Origin of the sequence: Aeromonas sp. R2-2 (assembly GCF_040908355.1) — a bacterium.
GTDB lineage: Bacteria > Pseudomonadota > Gammaproteobacteria > Enterobacterales > Aeromonadaceae > Aeromonas > Aeromonas veronii.
In genome coordinates this window covers 1-18,841 of record NZ_JBFODQ010000062.1, presented here as the reverse complement: position 1 = coordinate 18,841, position 18,841 = coordinate 1, and the positions used below count along the sequence as shown (strand labels likewise).

Annotated in this window: 13 protein-coding genes; 3 read left to right on the top strand and 10 right to left on the bottom strand. The window is 60.0% G+C overall.

What is annotated here, in order from left to right:
• Positions 1–196: 196 nt before the first annotated feature.
• Positions 197–406, bottom strand: coding sequence for a DUF1127 domain-containing protein (locus tag AB5Z09_RS12585; protein ID WP_033114254.1), 210 nt, complete (start codon positions 404–406; stop codon positions 197–199).
• 523 nt (positions 407–929) lie between these two features.
• On the opposite strand from AB5Z09_RS12585, the gene AB5Z09_RS12580 reads away from it, so the two are divergent.
• The gene (locus tag AB5Z09_RS12580; RefSeq protein WP_368195421.1) at positions 930–1,823 is read left to right on the top strand and encodes a DNA replication terminus site-binding protein; all 894 of its coding nucleotides are present in this window, start codon (positions 930–932) and stop codon (positions 1,821–1,823) included.
• Positions 1,824–1,964: 141 nt separating this feature from the next.
• Here AB5Z09_RS12580 and AB5Z09_RS12575 read toward each other — a convergent pair whose 3' ends face one another.
• The 3 genes from AB5Z09_RS12575 to AB5Z09_RS12565 form a co-directional block, all read right to left on the bottom strand.
• The gene (locus tag AB5Z09_RS12575; protein ID WP_368195420.1) at positions 1,965–5,840 is read right to left on the bottom strand and encodes an SNF2-related protein; all 3,876 of its coding nucleotides are present in this window, start codon (positions 5,838–5,840) and stop codon (positions 1,965–1,967) included.
• 433 nt (positions 5,841–6,273) lie between these two features.
• Positions 6,274–7,359 carry an ATP-binding protein gene (locus AB5Z09_RS12570; RefSeq protein ID WP_368152818.1) on the bottom strand — a complete coding sequence of 362 codons (1,086 nt, stop codon included), beginning with the start codon at positions 7,357–7,359 and terminating at the stop codon, positions 6,274–6,276.
• Entirely contained in the window at positions 7,356–8,084 is a 729-nt protein-coding gene (locus AB5Z09_RS12565) for a response regulator (RefSeq protein WP_139473459.1), read from the bottom strand. Before AB5Z09_RS12565 ends, AB5Z09_RS12570 begins: the two co-directional genes overlap by 4 nt.
• Positions 8,085–8,241: 157 nt before the next feature.
• Here AB5Z09_RS12565 and AB5Z09_RS12560 point away from each other — a divergent pair, with 157 nt between their 5' ends.
• Together AB5Z09_RS12560 and AB5Z09_RS12555 are read left to right on the top strand one after the other, a co-directional pair.
• Positions 8,242–9,399 (top strand): efflux RND transporter periplasmic adaptor subunit, encoded by a 1,158-nt coding sequence (locus AB5Z09_RS12560; protein WP_368195419.1) that lies wholly within the window; start codon positions 8,242–8,244, stop codon positions 9,397–9,399.
• Positions 9,400–9,414: 15 nt separating this feature from the next.
• Positions 9,415–12,549 (top strand): multidrug efflux RND transporter permease subunit, encoded by a 3,135-nt coding sequence (locus AB5Z09_RS12555; RefSeq protein WP_368195418.1) that lies wholly within the window; start codon positions 9,415–9,417, stop codon positions 12,547–12,549.
• A 392-nt stretch (positions 12,550–12,941) separates the two neighbouring features.
• On the opposite strand, the gene AB5Z09_RS12550 is transcribed toward AB5Z09_RS12555, so the two are convergent.
• The 6 genes from AB5Z09_RS12550 to AB5Z09_RS12525 form a co-directional block, all read right to left on the bottom strand.
• Positions 12,942–13,445, bottom strand: coding sequence for a hypothetical protein (locus AB5Z09_RS12550; RefSeq protein ID WP_368195417.1), 504 nt, complete (start codon positions 13,443–13,445; stop codon positions 12,942–12,944).
• Between the two features lie 112 nt (positions 13,446–13,557).
• Entirely contained in the window at positions 13,558–14,802 is a 1,245-nt protein-coding gene (locus AB5Z09_RS12545; RefSeq protein WP_368195416.1) for a capsule biosynthesis protein, read from the bottom strand.
• A 14-nt stretch (positions 14,803–14,816) separates the two neighbouring features.
• Positions 14,817–16,916 carry a capsular polysaccharide biosynthesis protein gene (locus AB5Z09_RS12540; RefSeq protein WP_368195415.1) on the bottom strand — a complete coding sequence of 700 codons (2,100 nt, stop codon included), beginning with the start codon at positions 16,914–16,916 and terminating at the stop codon, positions 14,817–14,819.
• A 90-nt stretch (positions 16,917–17,006) separates the two neighbouring features.
• Entirely contained in the window at positions 17,007–17,300 is a 294-nt protein-coding gene (locus AB5Z09_RS12535) for a hypothetical protein (RefSeq protein ID WP_159157245.1), read from the bottom strand.
• 160 nt (positions 17,301–17,460) lie between these two features.
• Positions 17,461–17,718 carry a hypothetical protein gene (locus AB5Z09_RS12530; RefSeq protein WP_368195414.1) on the bottom strand — a complete coding sequence of 86 codons (258 nt, stop codon included), beginning with the start codon at positions 17,716–17,718 and terminating at the stop codon, positions 17,461–17,463.
• Between the two features lie 41 nt (positions 17,719–17,759).
• Positions 17,760–18,841 (bottom strand): IS4-like element ISAs18 family transposase (locus AB5Z09_RS12525; protein WP_368195402.1); only part of this gene is annotated, 1,082 nt, incomplete at its 5' end.

The following is an 18,841-nucleotide window of genomic DNA, read 5'->3' as shown; positions in this document are numbered from 1 at the left end:
AAGTGTGATAACAATCGAACGACGACAGCAATGGCAGTAGCAATGTGGAATAAAGAGGAGAGGAAAAAGGACCAACAAATAACAGGGGGAAAACGGGGAGAGATAAAACAGACAATGGCAGACCTAGCGGCTGGTCCCCACAGGGGCAGAACAGCAAACGACTCAGCAGAAAAACAAGGCATCCATGCCCGGCTGATCAACCACGCCAGAACGGCTTGGTGGTCTCTTGATAACGGTCAGCTTCGTTCAGGCCGATGTCTTTGAGCAGGTACTCGGGCAGCTCGGAGAGCTGGCGACGGCTGCGGCTGCGATCCAGCCAGGTCAGAACGGTCATTTTAACGCGAGCAACCAGATTCAATTGGCTGGAATGCTGGTAACCGGTTTCGGTATAAGTCATGTTGGCCATGATGTGGCTCCTCTGAATATTTGTTTACGCACTGGGCTTTATTTGATGCGCAAAGCTTAGTCAGGGAGCAGGGCCGACTCAATTGACGAATTTTGATACGTTACATTAGGAAAACTAATAGTAAAAAACTGGCTGATACAATTTTAATACTTTGATTTATAAAGAATAATTAAATCACCATTCGACCATCAATGGCCCGCAGCATATTGTGCTGCATGGCACCACCTTACATATGCAATTTACCGCATTGCCTATGCATTCACCAATGGACGCGCCATGGGTGGCAACCCCGTCATTACATTCGATTGTTAATTCTGCGATCTCTTGGTGATCTTAAATTAACACAATGAAACATAAAAAAAACTTACCTTTCCTCCCTCGCCGCTCCCTTGATGAAGACCCGAAAACGCCCCTCTTGGCGTGCAACCGGCATGCTGGTATGGTTATTTATACAGTAGTTTATTCCCCTGCCCTGGCGCCATCGTTTATGCCGTCAGCGGCGGATGAAACCACAGGATCATCGATGGATACCTTTACCCCGACCGCCGCCCTGCGTCAACAGATGGCCGCCATTGAAGGCGCTCTCAACCAGCTGGCCGATCTGCTTGGCCAACTCGATCTGCAGGAGGCCCATGTCTATCCCCTCCCCCCGGTGGCGCAGGGGGAAGAGCACGACCCGATCGAGCAAATTGAGGTGGGCTATCTCAACGGTGAAGCCGCGCTGGCGGCCACCCTCGCCGCCTATCAGGACCACAGCGCCCGCCCCGGCTGCTCCACCAAGGCGACTCACCGGCTGCCCGGCTGGTTGCGCTTTCCTGCCGCCGCAGCCCCCTTGCTGCAACCGCTGATCGACCAAATCAACCAGCACAAACTCGATTTCAAAGCGCTGGTGCAGCAGGCGGGGGGACGGGACGAGAAGTTCGAGCTGGTACATACCGCCCTGCCCGGGGTGATCACTCTGCAGGTCTACCGCAAACTGACCCTGCTGGCGGGGGAGCTGCAATCCCTCGGCTTTACCTGGGCCGACAAGCAGACCATCAATCGCCTCAGTCGCGAGCAGGTGCTTGAGATGCTGGAGCGCAGCCGCCGCTACATACCGGCCCTCTCCAACAACGAGGAGTGGAGCAAGATGGTGGATCAGGAGGTGTACGACATTCGCCGCCTACCTGCCGATGCCGAGCTGCGGATCCGCCGCCCGGTCAAGACTCACCCGATGATCAACCTGCTCTGGCTGGAGCGCACCCCGCGCAAGCAGCAGATCAAGGCGAGCCTGCCTCTGCTGCTCTGCTCGGATACCCCGCCCGCGGTCACCCATCTGGGCAACTATCCCCCCAAGAGCCGGCAGGCGCGGCGGGATCGCAAGATTGGCGGCGAGCCCATCATCGAGCGGCTGCACCTCTATCTCTATCAGGGGTGACTGGATCAGGAATAGCTGGGCCGCCTTGCCGCGATAAACGAAGTATCCCGCATCAGCACCCCAAATAAGAAAGGAGAGAACATCTCTGGATGTTCTCCCCTTTTCTGTATCGATAGACGGTATGTAAGGCGGCGTCGCCAATCAGCCCATCAGCAGGGCCCGCAGGCTCTCCACATCCAGCCCGCGCACCTCGGACTGGCCGCTCAGCAGGCCATCGGCCAGCGCCCGCTTCTCGTCGTGCAGAGCGACGATCTTCTCCTCCACCGTCTGCTCGCACACCAGCCGGTACACGGTCACCGGCTGGGTCTGCCCCATCCGGTGCGCCCGATCGCTCGCCTGATCTTCCACCGCCGGGTTCCACCAGGGATCGAGGTGCAGCACGGTATCGGCCTGGGTGAGGTTGAGGCCGGTCCCCCCTGCCTTGAGGCTGATGAGGAACAGCGGCACCTCCTCATGGCGAAAACGCAGGATGGAGTCCTGACGGGACTTGGCGGAGCAGCCCCCATCCAGATAGCAGTAATCCCAGGACTTCTGCTCGATGCGGGCCCGCAGCAGGCTCAGCAGATCGACAAACTGACTGAACACCAGCACCCGATGACCACCGTCGATCGCCTCTTCCAGCAGCGCCATCGCCTCGTCCAGCTTGCTGCTGGTCTGCGACCACTCGGGCATCACCAGCTCCGGCGAGCAGCAGAGACGGCGCAGCCGGGTCAGGCCACTCAGCACATGCATCAGGGCGCGGCCATCGGCGCTTTGTACCTGCTGCACCACTTCACGCCGGGTCGCCTCGTAGAGCTGGCGCTCTTCGGGGGAGAGGCTGATGTGGTGGATGATCTCGGTCTTGTCCGGCAGCTCGGTCAGCACCTGCTGCTTGAGACGACGCAGGATAAAGGGGCTGATCACCGCCCGCAGCAAGGCCATGTGCTGGGGATCCTTGACTGCCTTGCCAAAGCGGCGTTTGAACTCGCCGAGGCTGCCGAGCAGCCCCGGGTTGATAAAGGTGAAGAGGCTCCACAGCTCCCCCAGATGGTTCTCGATGGGGGTGCCGGAGAGGGCGAGGCGAAAATCGCCGTCGAGCTGGAACAGCAGCTTGGCGCGCTGGGTACCGGCGTTTTTGATCTGCTGCGCCTCATCGAGCACCATGCTCGACCAGCGGCGGGACTTGAGCGCCTCCGCCAGGCTGCCGAGCATGCCGTAGTTGATGAGGATCACCTGACCGGCCTTGGCCTCGCGAATGATCCCCTCCCGCTCGGCCGGATTCTCGAACACCACCACATCAAGCTCGGGGGCGAAACGGGTCACCTCCTCCTGCCAGTTGGTGACCACTGACTTGGGCACCACCACCAGCGCAGGGCCAAGGTGCTGGCGCATCCGCAGCACGATAAGCGCCTGCAGCGTCTTGCCCAGACCCATGTCATCGGCCAGGCAGGCACCAAAACCGTGATGGGCCAGGGTCGCCATCCAGCGCACACCCTCTTTCTGATAGTCCCGCAGGGAGGTGAGCAGTTCGTCCGGGCAATCGACCTCCTGCTGCCACTCCTGCTGCAGGGATTGCCACGCTGCATCCCCTTCGGTGGTAATGACCGAGAGCAGACGAGTCAGGGGATAGGCCAGCTTGTTGTTGATGCGCTGCTCTTCATCGAGCATGGCCCCCAGCATGGTGAGCCGCTCCACCAGCTTGTCGCTCAGCATCAGGCTGGTCTTCTCGTCGAGCTGAACGGTGCGCTGCCCCGGAGTCATCTGGCGCAGAATAAGGCGCAAATCGAGGATCTGGTGCTCATCAAGCGCCAGTGCCCCTTCGACCTGGAACCAGTCCTGCCGCCGCTCGATGCGCAGGCTCAGGGCCGCTTCATCAAGGCTCTTGAGGCGAGCGCTGTCCTGATGCCAGTGAATGACCACACCGGCATCCACCAGCTCGGGCAGGGCATTGACCAGCGCCAGCGCCTGTTCCCCCTGCAGCAGCCACTCGCTGCCGGGCAGGCCGATGGGCAATTGATTGCGCAGCAACTGGGCCTGCAGCTTCTCGGCCCCGAGATCCCGCTGCCAGTAGTGGTACGCCTTGATCCCCTGCCGCACGATCGCCTCCCCCTTGCCAAGGGGCTGGGGCGGCAGATCCTCAAAGCGAGTCACCAGCTTGACCGACAGCTGACCATCCTGCCAATCCAGTTGCACCGAAGGAATGCCCGGCCAGGGAGCCAGTTCGGCGTTGCCGCTCAGCCCCGCAACCTGACTGTGCCAGGGCAACTCGGGAATGGCATCCAGCGTGCGTTGCAGCTCGGCCAGCCCCTCGGCGGGCAGCAGCGGGATGGATTCGAGCGCTGGCAAGCGGTCGAGCAGCGGCTGTGGGGTGAGGATCAGCTGCCACAGATCCTGCGCCAGCGGCATGATATGGGCCCCGCGGGCGGCCGCATCGGGGCAGAGCTGCGCGCTCATCCCCTGTTCGGTGGCCACCACCTGCAGCAGGGGGGCGCTGATGGCCAGTTGCAGCTTTTGCCCCTTGGCGTTGAACAGGCGAGGATGATCGGCCAGCGGTGCCCAGACATCCCGCGGCAACCGCCCCATCACCCGTGGCAGGGTGCGAACCAGTGCCCAGTCATGCTCATCGAGCATGGCGGCATACTGGGTGGAGAGCAGGGCCGGATCGACCCGGCGACCAGCGGTCCACTCCCCCTTGGTGCTGAGCTTCTGGATCTTGCACTCCAGCTCGGGGCCCTCGGCATGGAGCAGCCACACCAACCGCTCCTGTGGCTTACGTACGCCACTGGAGCGTCCCAGCCCCTGCAGCCAGTTGAGCCAGCTGGCAGAGGCCGCGGTTTTATCCTCGTCCCCTTCATCATCCTGCTCGTCACTGCTCTCCGGGGCACTCTCCTCACTGCCGCGCAGCTGGCAAAGGGGGGCCCCCTTGGCCGCCTCGCCCAACAACAGGCGCAGCAGATCCTGACAAAACGCCATCAGACGATGATGGGGCTCGGCATCGAGCAGATGGGAGAGATCCCACTTGTGCAACATGGCCACCTGCGGGCTCTGGGCACCGTGACGGGCCAGCGCGCAGAGATCGAGCCAGAGATAGCCCCAGTGGAGCTCCTCCACCGGCAGTTGCAGGGTATCGAACAGGCCAACCGCATGACCGTGGCGATCGCCCGCCCACTGGCTGAGCAGGTCGGCAAGCAGGGGGAACTGGCCGGTCAGGTTGCGCTGCCACTTCTTGCGCTGTTCGCTGGCAATGACGGGATCGGCCTGCTGCAACCAGCCAAGCCAGAGCAGGGCGCTGAACGAACGGGGCCACTGGCCCACCTCACCCTCATCGGCTGCCTGCCACTGACCCAGCGCGGTGAGCAGTCGCTCGCCGAGCGGGCCGCTCTGGCTCTGCTGGGCCAGCGCCTGCAGGGCTGGCCAGCCGGGCACGGCGTCGTTGCCCTCCCCGGTTGGCGACGTGCTCTCGCCATCCCCGCAGAGCCAGCGCCACTCCGCCTCGAACGCTTTGGCCCGGGCCTGCACCTCGGGGGCGCAGCGCACCAGCGCATTGGCCAGCGGCCAGCGCTCTTCATAAGGGGCATCGAGCAGCAGTTGCAGCGAGAAGTGCTCCAGCAGCAGTTGCTGCCAGGCTGGGCTGGAGCCCGCCAGCAACTGGTGAGCATCCGGGGTATCGAGCAGGGTCAGCAGATCGCTGGCCGAGAAATAGGTGGGGATCTCCCCCGCCTTGCCGCGGCAGAGCTCGCGCACCACCGCATGGGTGAGATCCTGCCCGGTCAATGAGGGCACCCGGCTCCAGTCCGGCGCCGGGCAGAGACCGGCACGCACCCCCAGGATCAGCGCCAGCGTCCCCTCGGCGGTCAGGCTCCACTGCTGCTCCCCGCGTAATCTGACCAGCCCCGCATCCTGCAGTCGGGTCAGTTTATCGATCAGGGCATGGCCTATCGCCAGTTGTTCTTGCAGCAAACGGGTACTGGCAACGCGCTGCAATTGCAGGGTGGCGAGCAGGGCATAACTATCCGAAGAGAGGGTGGACGCAGACATCAAGACTCACGGGCAAGTGCAAAAGCGGAATTTTAACGGTAAAGCGCCAGCGGCTCGACCCTTTACCGTGAAATAACTCAAAAAAAAACGGCCATCCATGATGACCGTCGAAAGTAACGAAGGAAATAGCCGGATCATCCGGTTACCTCCCACAGCGGGAAAATCGGGAGCGCTAGCCCCTAATTCGTGGAGCCAATGCTAGAGGTTGGCGCCCGAAAAAGCTTTGAAGCGGATCACAGTTGAAAAGGATTTCTGAAAACGGTTTCAATTTTTAGCGGCAAAAAACCATGATTTCGCGCCAAATGAGCCATGTCCCAACCACTCCTGCTCACCCGGCACAAGCGGTAGAAAACCCTATAACGGTCGCTTGTCGTACGCCCCTGTGCGGGCAGCTGTCAGCTGTATAGCTTCATCAGAACCTGCCACCCCCAGGCTAGATTTCAGGGCAACCGGACATGGCCGAGATGGGCCAGGAGAGCACGAATCTGCTCCCTCCCCGTCCGGTAGCTTGGCAAACCGCGCTGCCGCCGTGGGCCTCGGCAATCGCCTTGACCACGGCGAGTCCAAGTCCGCTGCCGCCGCTCTTGCGCGAGCGTGACGGATCTCCCCGACGAAACGCATCGAAGATACAGGCGGCGATCTCCTCGCTGATGCCTGGCCCCTCATCTTCCACACTCAGGACGCACACACTCTCCGAGCGATACAGCCGCACGGTCAGCAGGCCCGGCAGCGCGTGCTTCTGGGCATTTTCCAACAGCGCCATCAGAGCCTGACGGATACGAAACAGATCGCAGCAAGCATGAAGTTCGCTATCGAGCTCCCGCTGCAACACAAATCCGCTCGCCGCCAGAGGGCTGGCAAATGCCTCAAGCACCACGGCAAGCTCGTCGGCCAGCCTGACCTCGGACCGCTGTAACTCCAGATGGCCGCTGTCGTTGAGGCTCAATACCCGCAAATCCTCGATCAGGTGATTGAGCCCCTCCACCTGACGCAGCAACCCCTCGAAGAGTTCGCTGCTGGGAGGAAATACCCCTTCGGCCAGCCCCTGCAAACGGCCGCGCAAAATGGTCACCGGAGTGCGCAACTCGTGGGCAATGGCGGCATTCCAGAACTCCCGCTCGCGGGTCATGCTCTGCAGCCGCTCGGCCATGGCGTTGAAGTCGCGCACCAGTTGCGCCGTCTCCCCGATCGCCTGCTCATCCTCCGGCACACGGGCATCGAGTTTGCCCTCGGCCACCTCGCGCAGGCTGGTTGCCACCGAGTTGAGGGGAGTCAGGATGCGGCGAGAGAGGCGCACCGCCACGTAAAGCGCCATCCCCAATGCAATGAGAATGGTGGAGCCGATCCATAACATCTCGACCCTGGAGGGCACCCAGGTCTCGGAGATGCTGCCCGGCACAAACGCCACGGCGATACCATAAAACACATAGGTGCCGATCACCGCGAGGGAGATGATACCAAGCGTCATCAAGCCCAGAGAGCGGATGATCTGCCTGCGAAGGCCGGGCGCCGATTTCATGCATCGCCCCCGAAGCGATAGCCAACCCCCCAGACACTGGCGGGGACCCCCTGAATACCGTGTGTCTCCAGTTTTTTGCGCAACTTGCTGATGTGGCTATCCACCGTACGCTCCTGGGTATCCCCCTCCGGCAAGCAGTGAGTCAGCAGTTCGGCGCGACTGAACACCCGTTTCGGCGCCCGCATCAAAGAGGCGAGCAACTTGAACTCGGTCAGGGTAAGCTCCAGCACCTGCTGCTGGTCATCGCGGAAAATGCTGGCCTCGTGGCTCTCCAGATCGATCTGAAACTGGCCGACCCGCAGCACGTTCGCCGTGGCAGGCTTTACGGCCCGGGTGCGCCTGAGCACAGCCTGCACTCGCGCCACCACTTCGGCCGGATTGAAGGGTTTAACCACATAGTCATCCGCCCCCATGCGCAGCCCCATCAGCTTGTCGAGATCCTGATCGAGGGCGGTCAGCATGATCACCGGCGTATCGCCGCGCGCCCGGATCTCGCTGAGCACCTGCCAGCCATCCAGTAGCGGCATCTGCACATCCAGCAGCAGGAGATCGGGTTTGAATGCCTGATGCATGGCCAGCGCTTCACGGCCATCGGCGGCGTGCAGGGAGCGCAAGCCATGACGTTGCAGGTAAGCGGCGAGGATGTCGGCGATCTCGGCTTCATCCTCTGCAATCAGTACCAGTGACTGGCCCGCCGGGCTGGCGGAAGCATTGAGATGGGACATAGTCGGACTCGAAAAAAGGTGGCGTTGAACTTTATCATCGCCTCCATGGATTCTCCACAAAGCCTCGAATCATTCGCAATAGCCCCTCGCCATAATGACCGCTCGATGCACTCTCCGGTCACATCACACCGGAGAGACGGTTCAACGAGGTGAGTGGATGATGTTTGTAAAACAGCGGTATGCGGGCGCCCTGCTCGCCGTCATTGCCGCATTCGGGTTGGCGGGTTGCGATGTCGCGCCGCAAGAGCAGGAGGCACCCGCCCTTCCTCAGGTATCGGTGCTGACTCTGACTGGTCGGGAGCTGGTCATCAGCGAGGATCTGCCCGCCCGGGTGGCGGCACTGCGCAGCGCCGACATTCGCGCCCAGATCAGCGGCATCGTGCAGCGCCGCCTGTTCGAGCAGGGCGCCGAGATCAGCGCAGGCACCGTACTGTTCCAGATAAACCCGGCCCCCTTCAAGGCCGATGTCGACAGCGCCGCCGCCGCATTGCAACGGGCCGAGGCCGTGCTGGCCCGCGCCCGCATCCAGATTGACCGCCTGCGGCCGCTGCTGCGCACCGACGCCATCAGCCGCCAGACCTATGACGATGCGGTCTCCCAGCGGGATCAGGCGGCTGCCGATGTAGCCCAGGCCAAGGCGACCCTGGCCCGGCACCAACTGAACCTGCAATTTGCCAGCGTAGAGGCCCCCATCGCCGGACGTATCGATCAGGCGCTGGTGAGTGAAGGGGCACTGGTGTCCCCCACCGATACCACCCCCATGGCCCGGATCCAGCAGATCGATCAGGTCTACGTCGATGTGCGCCAACCGGCCTCGGTGCTGGAATCCCTGCGCCAGCAGGCTGGCTCAACGGCACCGGAACTGGCGGTGGAGATCCTCGGTAGCAATGGCACACCGCTGGGCATGCAGGGGCGCATCCTCTTCTCCGGCATCGAGGTCGATGCCGGGACCGGCGATGTGCTGCTGCGGGTGCTGGTGGACAATCCCGAGAGGCGGCTGTTGCCCGGTCTCTACGTGCAGGCGCGCATTCCCCGTGCCCGCTATGCCAACGCCCTGACCGTGCCCCAGCAGGCAGTAGTGCGCACATCGGGTCAGACCAGCGTGTGGGTGGGGGATGGCCAGGGGCAGGCACAGCTGGTTCCGGTCAACACCGCTGAACTGGTGAATAGCCAGTACCGCATCGCATCCGGGCTCAGTGCCGGGCAACAGGTGGTGATCGAAGGGATCGACCGTCTGACCCCGGGGGTTCAGGTCATTGCCTCCCCCTGGCAACCACCCACCGTCAGCCAACCGGCTGACAGCGGCATTCGCTGAATCGGAGAGTTATCCATGCCGCAGTTTTTTATCCATCGCCCAGTGTTTGCCTGGGTGATCGCCCTGTTCATCGTGCTGGCAGGGGTCATCGCCATCCCCAAGCTCCCCATCTCCCGCTATCCCTCGGTGGCGCCGGTGTCGGTGACCCTCTATGCCACCTATCCGGGCGCCACGCCGCAGACCCTGAATGATGCGGTGGTGAGCCTTATCGAACGCGAGCTGTCGGGAGTGAAGAACCTGCTCTACTTCGAGTCGTCGGTGGACGCCTCGGGCAGCGCGCAGATCACTGCCACCTTCAAGCCGGGCACCGATCCGGAGCTGGCCCAGATGGACGTGCAAAACCGCATCAAGGCGGTCGAGCCTCGCTTGCCACAAGCGGTGCGGCAAACCGGCCTGCAGGTGGAGTCCGCCTCATCCGGCTTTCTGATGATGGTCGGCATGACCTCACCGGATGGCCGCTTCGATGAGGTTGCCCTCAACGACTACATGGCACGCAATATTGTGCAGGAGCTGCGCCGCATCGACGGGGTAGGACGAGTGCAACTGTTCGGCGCCGAGCAGGCCATGCGCATCTGGGTAGATCCGGCCAAACTCGCCGCCTACGGGCTGACTATCAGCGAGGTGGCACAGGCCATCGAGCAGCAGAATATCCAGATTGCCCCGGGGCGCCTCGGTGACGAACCCGCCTTGCCGGGGCAGCGCCTGACGGTTCCCCTCACGGTTCAGGGGCAGCTGACGACCCCCGAGGCATTCGCCGCCATCGTGCTGCGAGCAGGTGGTGATGGCGCCAAGCTGGTTCTGGGTGATGTCGCCCGGGTCGAGCTGGGGGCGCAATCCTACGCCTTTTCCAACCGGGAGAACGGCGTGGCCGCCACCAGCGCCGCCATCCAGCTCTCCCCCGGCGCCAACGCCGTGCGTACCGCCGATGCGGTGCGCACCCGTCTCGCCCAGCTCGCTCCCACCCTGCCGGCGGGCATGGCCTATTCGATCCCGTTTGACTCGGCCCCCTTCGTCAAGGTCTCCATCGAAAAGGTGATCCACACCCTGCTGGAAGCCATGGTGCTGGTGTTTCTGGTGATGTTTCTCTTCCTGCAGAACCTGCGCTACACCCTGATCCCGGCCATCGTCGCCCCCATCGCTCTGCTTGGCACCTTCGCGGTGATGCTGCTGGCCGGTTTTTCGATCAACTCCCTCACCATGTTCGGCATGGTGCTGGCCATCGGCATCATAGTCGACGACGCCATCGTGGTGGTGGAGAACGTCGAGCGCCTGATGGCCACCCGGGGGCTGTCGCCCAGGGAGGCGACGTCGCAGGCCATGAAGGAGATCACAGGTGCGGTGATCGGCATCACCCTGGTGCTCACGGCGGTGTTCCTCCCCATGGCGTTTGGCAGCGGCTCGGTGGGTGTCATCTACCAGCAGTTCACCCTGTCGATGGCGGTCTCGATTCTGATTTCGGCCTTCCTTGCCCTGACCCTGACGCCAGCGCTCTGCGCCACCCTGCTGCGTCCGGTCAGTCCGGATCATCATGAGAAGCGCGGCTTCTTCGGTGCCTTCAACCGGGGGTTCGAGCGGTTCACTGCAGGCTACGGTGCGCGGGTAACCCGGCTGGTCGGGCGCAGCGGACGGATGATGGCAACCTTTGCCGCCCTCTGCGTCGTACTGGCCATCGCCGCCGCCCAGCTGCCCTCCTCTTTCCTGCCGGACGAGGATCAGGGCTACTTCATGACCTCCATCCAGCTGCCGACCGGCGCCACCAGCGAGCGTACTCTTGAGGTGGTCAAGGCCTTCGAGGCTCACGTCGCCTCTCGCGAGGCGCTGGACACCAACCTGGTGGTGCAGGGCTTCAGCTTCTCCGGCGCAGGCCCCAATGCGGCCATGGCCTTCACCATGCTCAAAGATTGGGATCAGCGTCATGGCGCCACGGCAGCCGAAGAGGCAGATCTGGCACAAGCAGCCATGGCAAACATTCCTGAAGGCACGGTAATGAGCCTGCTGCCACCCGCCATCGACGAGCTGGGCACCGCCTCCGGCTTCACCCTGTTCCTGCAAGACAGGGCCAACCGGGGAGATGCCGCGCTGCTGGCCGCTCAGGCACAACTGCTGGAACTGGCCGCCAACAGCAAGGTGGTCAGTGATGTGTATCCCGACAACCAGCCTCCCGGCGAGAGCATTCACCTCGAGATCAACCGACAGAAGGCCGAAGCCATGGGACTCTCGTTCGCCAGCGTAAGCAGTACCCTGTCGGCCGCAATGGGGTCGCTCTACGTCAACGACTTCCCCAACGGCGGGCACATGCAGCAGGTCATTCTGCAGGCCGACGCGTCGGCGCGCATGCAGCTCGATGACGTGCTCGGCCTGCGGGTGCGCAATGCCAGCGGCGGCATGGTCCCCTTGCGGGAGGTGGTGACACCGGAATGGCGCGAATCGCCGCAACAGATGATGCGCTTCGATGGCTTCCCTGCCGTGCGTATTGCCGGGGGGGCAGCGCCCGGCATCTCCAGCGGAGCGGCGATGGCGGAGATGGAGCGTCTGGTGGCGCAATTGCCGCCAGGCTTCGCATTGGCCTGGACGGGACAGTCGTTGCAAGAGCGCCAGTCGGCCGAGCAGGCCCCCCTGCTGATGCTGTTGTCGGCGCTGGTGGTCTTCCTAGTGCTGGCGGCACTCTATGAAAGCTGGTCGATCCCGCTCTCGGTGATGCTGGTGGTGCCGCTGGGCCTGCTCGGTGCCGTCGCGGCCGTGATGCTGCGCGGCATGCCCAACGACGTCTTCTTTAAAGTAGGCATGATCACCATCATCGGTCTGTCGGCCAAGAACGCCATCCTCATTGTGGAGTTTGCGCGCCAGTTGCACAGTGAAGGGCGCTCGCTGCTTGATGCGGCTGTCACTGCTGCCCGCCTGCGCCTGCGCCCCATTTTGATGACATCGCTGGCCTTTACTCTCGGTGTGGTACCCTTGATGCTCGCCAGTGGCGCCAGCGCGGAGACCCAGCACGCCATCGGCACCGGCGTGTTTGGCGGCATGATCAGCGGCACCCTGCTGGCCATCTTCTTCGTGCCGGTCTTCTTCGTCTTCGTCATCGGCACCCAGGCGCGCATTCAGGCCTGGCGGGCACGACGAGCAGCCAACAGCATTCATCCGGATCGATGACCACAGATACACAGGCGGCCGGATAGTCCTCAGCACATCACCAAAAAGAAAAAGCCCAACCTGCTAAACAGGTTGGGCTTGGTATGGACAGAAAGACAACTCGCCACTGTATCAAATTCGAGTACAAAGAATTCATCGGTGAAGCTAATAGCCAGGCCAGCCATGGTTATATTTTTATAGTCATCAACCGTAAATTAATGACTAGAACCCTTGAGGATTATTCTTTGTAAATGGCCAGCAAACCTTGTTATTTCATTACACCTAAAAACACAAACCTTATTAAAATACATCCATAAAGACATTCGCAATGCACTTTACATAGTTTTAAATCACTATACGCATGTCAAATCTGAACGCCGACATATAACCCAATCATTAATGATGTCTTATAGTCACAAGTTCCAGCGTAAAGAGAATGTCGTCACGGCAACATGCTTGCTACCCAATGCAAAATCGAGCTTTGGCGCATATCCCACTTCCAACGCCACTGACTTGTAGCCCAGCGTCACCATCGGCAAGGCAGCGAAGCCATCCAGGCCAGAACCATTGAGATAACCGGCCTGAAACCCCAGGCCAGCAAAGGCATGCTCGGTAAAATACCACTCCTTGCGATATGAGAGCGCACCGTATAAAGCCGTCTCGCTGAAAGAGTCCTTATATGCCCCTCCGCGCACCGCCAGCTTGCCAGTGTCGTTATCGCCCCAAAAAGCCCAGGCCAACCCTAATCCCGGATTGAAATTATTAAAATCACAACTCTTGCTTTTCTTTCCCTTTCCTTTGGTGCAATCACTATGAATTGCTGCGCCATGAATTAAAATTGAAAAATCATCCGCGGCACGCGAAACGATAGGCAAGCACAATAGCGGAATGGCCAACATATATGGCTTGGTTTTCATATCAGCATCCTTGATGGTTATTTATTTTTTTACGAAAGAGAATGAAATTCGTGGGTTGAACATATCGGAGTCCCTATGGGGAATGGCTCTGGTGATCAATTTCCCTGCTTATCTATGCTCCACGTGAACGAGTTGGCTCTCTGTGCAACGCAGGTCCATGAGTGACCGCCGTTTCCGCAAGCCGCATCCTTGCGAGCACCGCCTCAGCCCCCGTATCAAGATGGCGATAGAAGCTGGCATTAAGCTGGGTGAGGTGCAGCAGGGAGTTTCTGGCTCGCTGAAAGGTCGCTTCACAGACCGGGCTCTGATGTTGCCAGAAAGAGGAAAGCGGACCTGTGGTGGTCAACCCCTTAATGTCATAGATCGCACGGCCAAGGCAGATGGTGGGTACCCGATGCAACAGGGCTGACAACCCAACCGTGCTATTGATGGTGATCACCCCCTTGAGCAACGGGTAAAGGGCCGGAAGCGGCCATTCATAACCATAAAAGATCCGCCCCGCCAAACCATGCTCGGCGATGAGTCGATCGATACAGTCACGGTAGCTAACATACCCCCGATCCATGGGGTGATGTTTGAACAGCAGCACATCATCCGGATTGGCGTGGCGGGCAAACGAGCTGACCACCTCCGAAATCATCTCCTCCAGGTCACCAAACTCGGAGTGCTCTCTTATTTGAAAATCTTCACTCACCTGCAGCGGCACCAAGAAGAACCGCCTGGCATGTTCCTTGAAAAGATTCAGTAGTGCTCGATCGCGATGCCGATGACCATATTTGATCCACCCACTTCTCAGCCACCCCCTCGCCTCCTGCCAGAGCGTCCAGGGGCGGTGATCGACAAAATGGGGATAACGTGGCCGCTTGATTGCTTTGTTGATGTGATAGCGACTGGCATACCAGGCTCTGGCGGCAAACGTCTTGCCCACCTTGAGAGGTGCAATAAACTCGGCAGGCCAGTCTACTCGCGGCAATCTGGCGCGCTCTTCATACCAGGGGCTGAACGCATTGACGCCGCCCGGCTCAAGGGTCACAAAATCGGGACGCAGATACCCCTCCTCCAGTGCCCAGAATGACAATCCCTTGAGCTCACACACCTGGCTCGCCACCTTGTGGTAATAACGACAATCGCCGTAACAAAGCACTGTATTGATTGAATATTCCTTCAACATCCGCCGCAGAAACGTATTCCAGCCATCTGGCTCGCCGTGATAACTGATAGAGATCCCGGCACAGGGCCAGCACTCATCACCACCGTTGAAATTGATCTTCACCACCTGATGACCAGCCCGAACCAGATGCTGGCTCAAGGTTTGATAAAAGGGGCCAAGTGGCCCCTGTAACAACAACACATTCATACAATGAGGATCCATCAGGAGAACAGAGAGCGAGTGGGTTTGAGGGTATCAACCAGAAAACGGAGCTTGAGGTGCCAGCGTCGCCAACGGCTCGCACCGCTCATGGCGAGGGGCTTGTGTGTCGCCAGTTTGCGGATCAACTGTTCGGGGCTGCACCACAAGCCTGATTGCCAATCGATATAACGGGGATAAGTGGCAAGGGTCAGACAAACCAGTGCCGCCAACGGCAAGGGACGCTCGCGTCTGGCAGGCGGATGGATGTCGTGGGTCAGGCCCCAACCGCTGTAAAAGGGTTGCCCCCAGGTTGTGACCTTGACCCCCTGCACCAGCGCCTCGAAGCCACTGAGTGAGGTCATGGTGTGCAGCTCGTCGATATAGGGATAGAGGGAGGCGAGATCGCACTGGATCACCTGACTATCGACACATTCGGCCAGACAACTTGCCGAGATGGTCCCTTCCCGGTTGCCACACACCACATCAGGGTGGGGCTTGAACAGAATATGCGCCTGCGGTTTGGCGGCTCGCACCGCCCAAAGCAGCTGCTCATTGCTGCGGATCTTCGGACTACCGCAGAGGATAGAGGCATCGCCATCCACCTGACCCACGACCAGCACCAGCTCGCGACCATCTTGCGGCGGCTGGAATGGCTCTGCCTCACCCACGTTGTATTTGCTGACCCGGGATTCACGCAGCAGCGTCAGCAACTGGTCCCCCTTTGCCAGCAGAGCCTCGTCGATCGGCTCGTAGTTAAGCAGCTGCTCGAGCTCACTGGGGCGGCGACTGTCGAAGTAGATCCCGACCGGATCGATAGAGAGTGACGACGGTCGACAAAGATTGGAGCCAAGGCCGCTCGAGCGGATAAAACCATCCTCGACCCGGATCGCCGAGACCAGTTCAGGGTAATGGCTGCCCCATACCAGCACCTGCTCATCGCCAGTCAACCGCTTGGGGGGGCGCCTGACAAACCGCAGCTCATCGGCCAGATGGGCACAAAAGGTGCGCATAAAGGCGCGCTTCCAGAGCGAAAAGCCCACCAGATAAAGTCGCCGCCAACGCGCTGGCGCCATCTGCTGGCGGGCCAGCAGCTCGACGACATCCTCGACTTCGCAACGCTCTCCCAGCACAGGGTCACAATAACGGGGATAACGAATAAGCGCCGCCGCTACCAGTTGTGGCAGCGAAACCGCCTCATCGGCCCTTGCCAGTACACGCCGCAAGCAGAGCTTGCTGTCATGGGTCAATCCCCAACCGGCGTAGAAAGGCATGCCAAAGCAGTGGACCGGCTTGCCAAGCAGCAACGCCTCGAACCCCAGTTGCGAAGAGACGGTATAGACCACATCCACCCTCTTGAGCAGGAGATGGGGATGACAGGGCTCGCTCACTATCTCCAGATCTGCCAGCTCAGGGAGCTTTTGCGCCAATCGCGCCAATACGCCGATCTTTTTACCCATACGCGTATCAGGATGGGTGCGCAGCAGCAGACGGGCACCGGGATGATTGCGCCGAGCGGCGGCCACCATCGCCAGAAAATCGGCATTACAAGCCAACGCCCCCGGGATGGAGAGATCCCCCGCCACCTGATCGACCAGCAATACCCTTGGCCTGCCATCTTGCAGCAACCCCTCGGCCAAAGAGACAAGCGCCCCCTGCTCTTCACCATACTGCGCCTGGGTAGCAAGCGTATCGGGCCGCGTGGCATAACAGTTGTATTTGGTAATGCCAAGGCGCACCAGCTCGCCGATCAGCCGCTCGGCGCGCCCCTGCATCTCGACATCACAAGGGGTGGCAATCAACTGCTCAAGCTGGCTGGGCTGGCGAGCATCGTAATAGATGCCCACCGGATCGGCGATAAGAGAGAGCGCCACCCCCTCTCTGGCGGGATGACCGATATAACCGATAAAACCATCTTCCAGCTGCCAGTAGGGCAACCCCAGTTCCTGCGCCTTCTGTTTAATCTGACCGGTATTGGCCTTCTGGCCCCAGCCGACCAGCACATCGCCCGCTTGTGGCACGCACTCGGAAGAGGGCTCAAGTCGGGCCAATGGCTGACCGAGACAGGCAGAGATCTGCCGCCTGCGCGCCAGAATGCCGCTGGATTGTGTCCATAGAGTCATGAAAAATCTCGGGTTTCAGTAAGGGGGATAAAAGAGGGATGGTTTAAAAATATCGGTTAAATCGAATACCAAGGGGCTTGCCAATCCGGATCACTTCAACTGCACATTTCCCATCGGGATCCTGTCGAACTCGTCGCGCGAGAGATAACGGATCCCCTGTACGCTCGACAAGGGCGCCAGCAACTGTGGACAACGGGTCAGCGACCAGACGGACACATCCCGATCGGTAAAAGCCACACCGCCCAACGCATAGTAACGACCAAGACAGCCCTCATCCCAATCCGCACCCACCACCTCGGGTGTACTCGGCACCAGAGAGCATCCACGGATCACCGCCACCACCATGCCCTCATAGACACCGACCACGGTATCAATATCAGGCACCCGAGCTGCGGCCACTCGCCACGAAGAGCGGGAACAGCTTTCAGGATGACGACCAGCGGAATAGGTCGCTTTCAAATTCACAACAAGAACAGGTTTCATGGGAAGTCCAAGCTGACGAGGCAAACAGCCTCTGAATGTTGAATAGAGATGAAGAGTCGGCTTAACGCATATCAGCAAAAAAGGCCCGGGGATTGAGATAGAGTTTGCGCAGCTTGCGCCACAGTGGTCGCTTGCGCTGCACACCCTCTTGCCAACGTAAGAGCCCCGGATATTCACTCACCGGATAACCCGCCTCCTCCTGCAAGCGGATCATCCACTCCCGAAAATCCGGAAGCTCTCCGCCAAGATCGTTGCAGGGCACCACTGGCCCTTTTAGTGGTCCCCGCTCGGCTTCCGTGCGAGACAGCATCTGTTCCAATAACTGATCGTTACCTCAGAGATCCCCTCATTTTTAGAGACTCAAATAATTCCAAGTGTGCGGGTATATAAGCGGTGTTGCTTCAGGTAGTAGATAAATTTATCCATCAACAAGACCGCATTGGCTTCTTTCATTTTAGGTAGCAACTGGTAATAGATGACCCCTTGCCGAAAGAACGAATAGGTTCGGCTCTTGCTGGTATTGACCTTGATCGTTCTCTCTAGACCGACACTGTCTCCAGCCTTACCCAGCAGCGTCAGCAAGACGATGGCCAGGGCACTGAATAAAAACAGTCGGTCGCGCCGGACCGGATTACTGATGTGCACATCTCCCATACCCATGCCGAATTTGTAATCTTTGATATCACGAAAACTGGTCTCGATACCCCAGCGCTGGCCGTATAGTTGCAACGCCTTGGCGGCGCTCAGGTCGGTCCGGTTACTGGCCAGAAACCACGCGTCTTTCATGCCACTCTTATGACAACAATAGACCCGTTCGACAGGCTGTCGCTGCCCAGTTAGCTCCACCGCTTTGAGGGTTCGGGTGCGCCCGGTCGGCGTTAGCCAGTGCCGAGCTGGAACCTGCTCTACACCAGGGTAACCAACCAAAACATTTCCTTTAAATCTAATGAGATAAGCAAAGCCTAGCTCTTGCTCCAGGCGTTCGAACAGCTCCATGTAACCAAAGCCGCGGTCAGCTACTACCGTCACGAAGATACCCTCTGGCAACGTCTGCTTGAGCTTGGTGAGCAGCTCTTTCTCATGGGCATTGCGTTGCCCTTTGAGCAACGATTTCCGATGGGTTTTCCACAGCAGCGGAGTACTGCGACCGTGGTTGGTTTGCAGGCTGATAACCAAGGTACTGTGATCATCGGCATCGAATTCGGTCCAGTCCATGGAGACTACGATCTCGGTACGTTCACCGACCACATAGGGCACCCAATCGTCAAAGAGGCTCCAGACATTGAGCTTGGTGTTAGTGAGCAGGCGATCCACCTGTTTAACCGCATGTTTACGTTCGAGACCGTTGGCCAAGGAGAGGCCACTACCGATGGCGTGGATGGCCAGTGAACCTGACTCGATAACCCCGAGGGTAGCATTGGCGAGGGAAAGAACACGCTTAG

Excerpts from the sequence above, each read along its gene's own strand:
- AB5Z09_RS12545 (WP_368195416.1), bottom strand. The coding sequence starts at position 14,802 with ATGAATGTGTTGTTGTTACAGGGGCCACTTGGCCCCTTTTATCAAACC.
- AB5Z09_RS12565 (WP_139473459.1), bottom strand. The coding sequence starts at position 8,084 with ATGTCCCATCTCAATGCTTCCGCCAGCCCGGCGGGCCAGTCACTGGTA.
- AB5Z09_RS12540 (WP_368195415.1), bottom strand. The coding sequence starts at position 16,916 with ATGACTCTATGGACACAATCCAGCGGCATTCTGGCGCGCAGGCGGCAG.
- AB5Z09_RS12560 (WP_368195419.1), top strand. The coding sequence starts at position 8,242 with ATGATGTTTGTAAAACAGCGGTATGCGGGCGCCCTGCTCGCCGTCATT.
- AB5Z09_RS12580 (WP_368195421.1), top strand. The coding sequence starts at position 930 with ATGGATACCTTTACCCCGACCGCCGCCCTGCGTCAACAGATGGCCGCC.
- AB5Z09_RS12555 (WP_368195418.1), top strand. The coding sequence starts at position 9,415 with ATGCCGCAGTTTTTTATCCATCGCCCAGTGTTTGCCTGGGTGATCGCC.
- AB5Z09_RS12570 (WP_368152818.1), bottom strand. The coding sequence starts at position 7,359 with ATGAAATCGGCGCCCGGCCTTCGCAGGCAGATCATCCGCTCTCTGGGC.
- AB5Z09_RS12550 (WP_368195417.1), bottom strand. The coding sequence starts at position 13,445 with ATGAAAACCAAGCCATATATGTTGGCCATTCCGCTATTGTGCTTGCCT.
- AB5Z09_RS12575 (WP_368195420.1), bottom strand. The coding sequence starts at position 5,840 with ATGTCTGCGTCCACCCTCTCTTCGGATAGTTATGCCCTGCTCGCCACC.
- AB5Z09_RS12585 (WP_033114254.1), bottom strand. The coding sequence starts at position 406 with ATGGCCAACATGACTTATACCGAAACCGGTTACCAGCATTCCAGCCAA.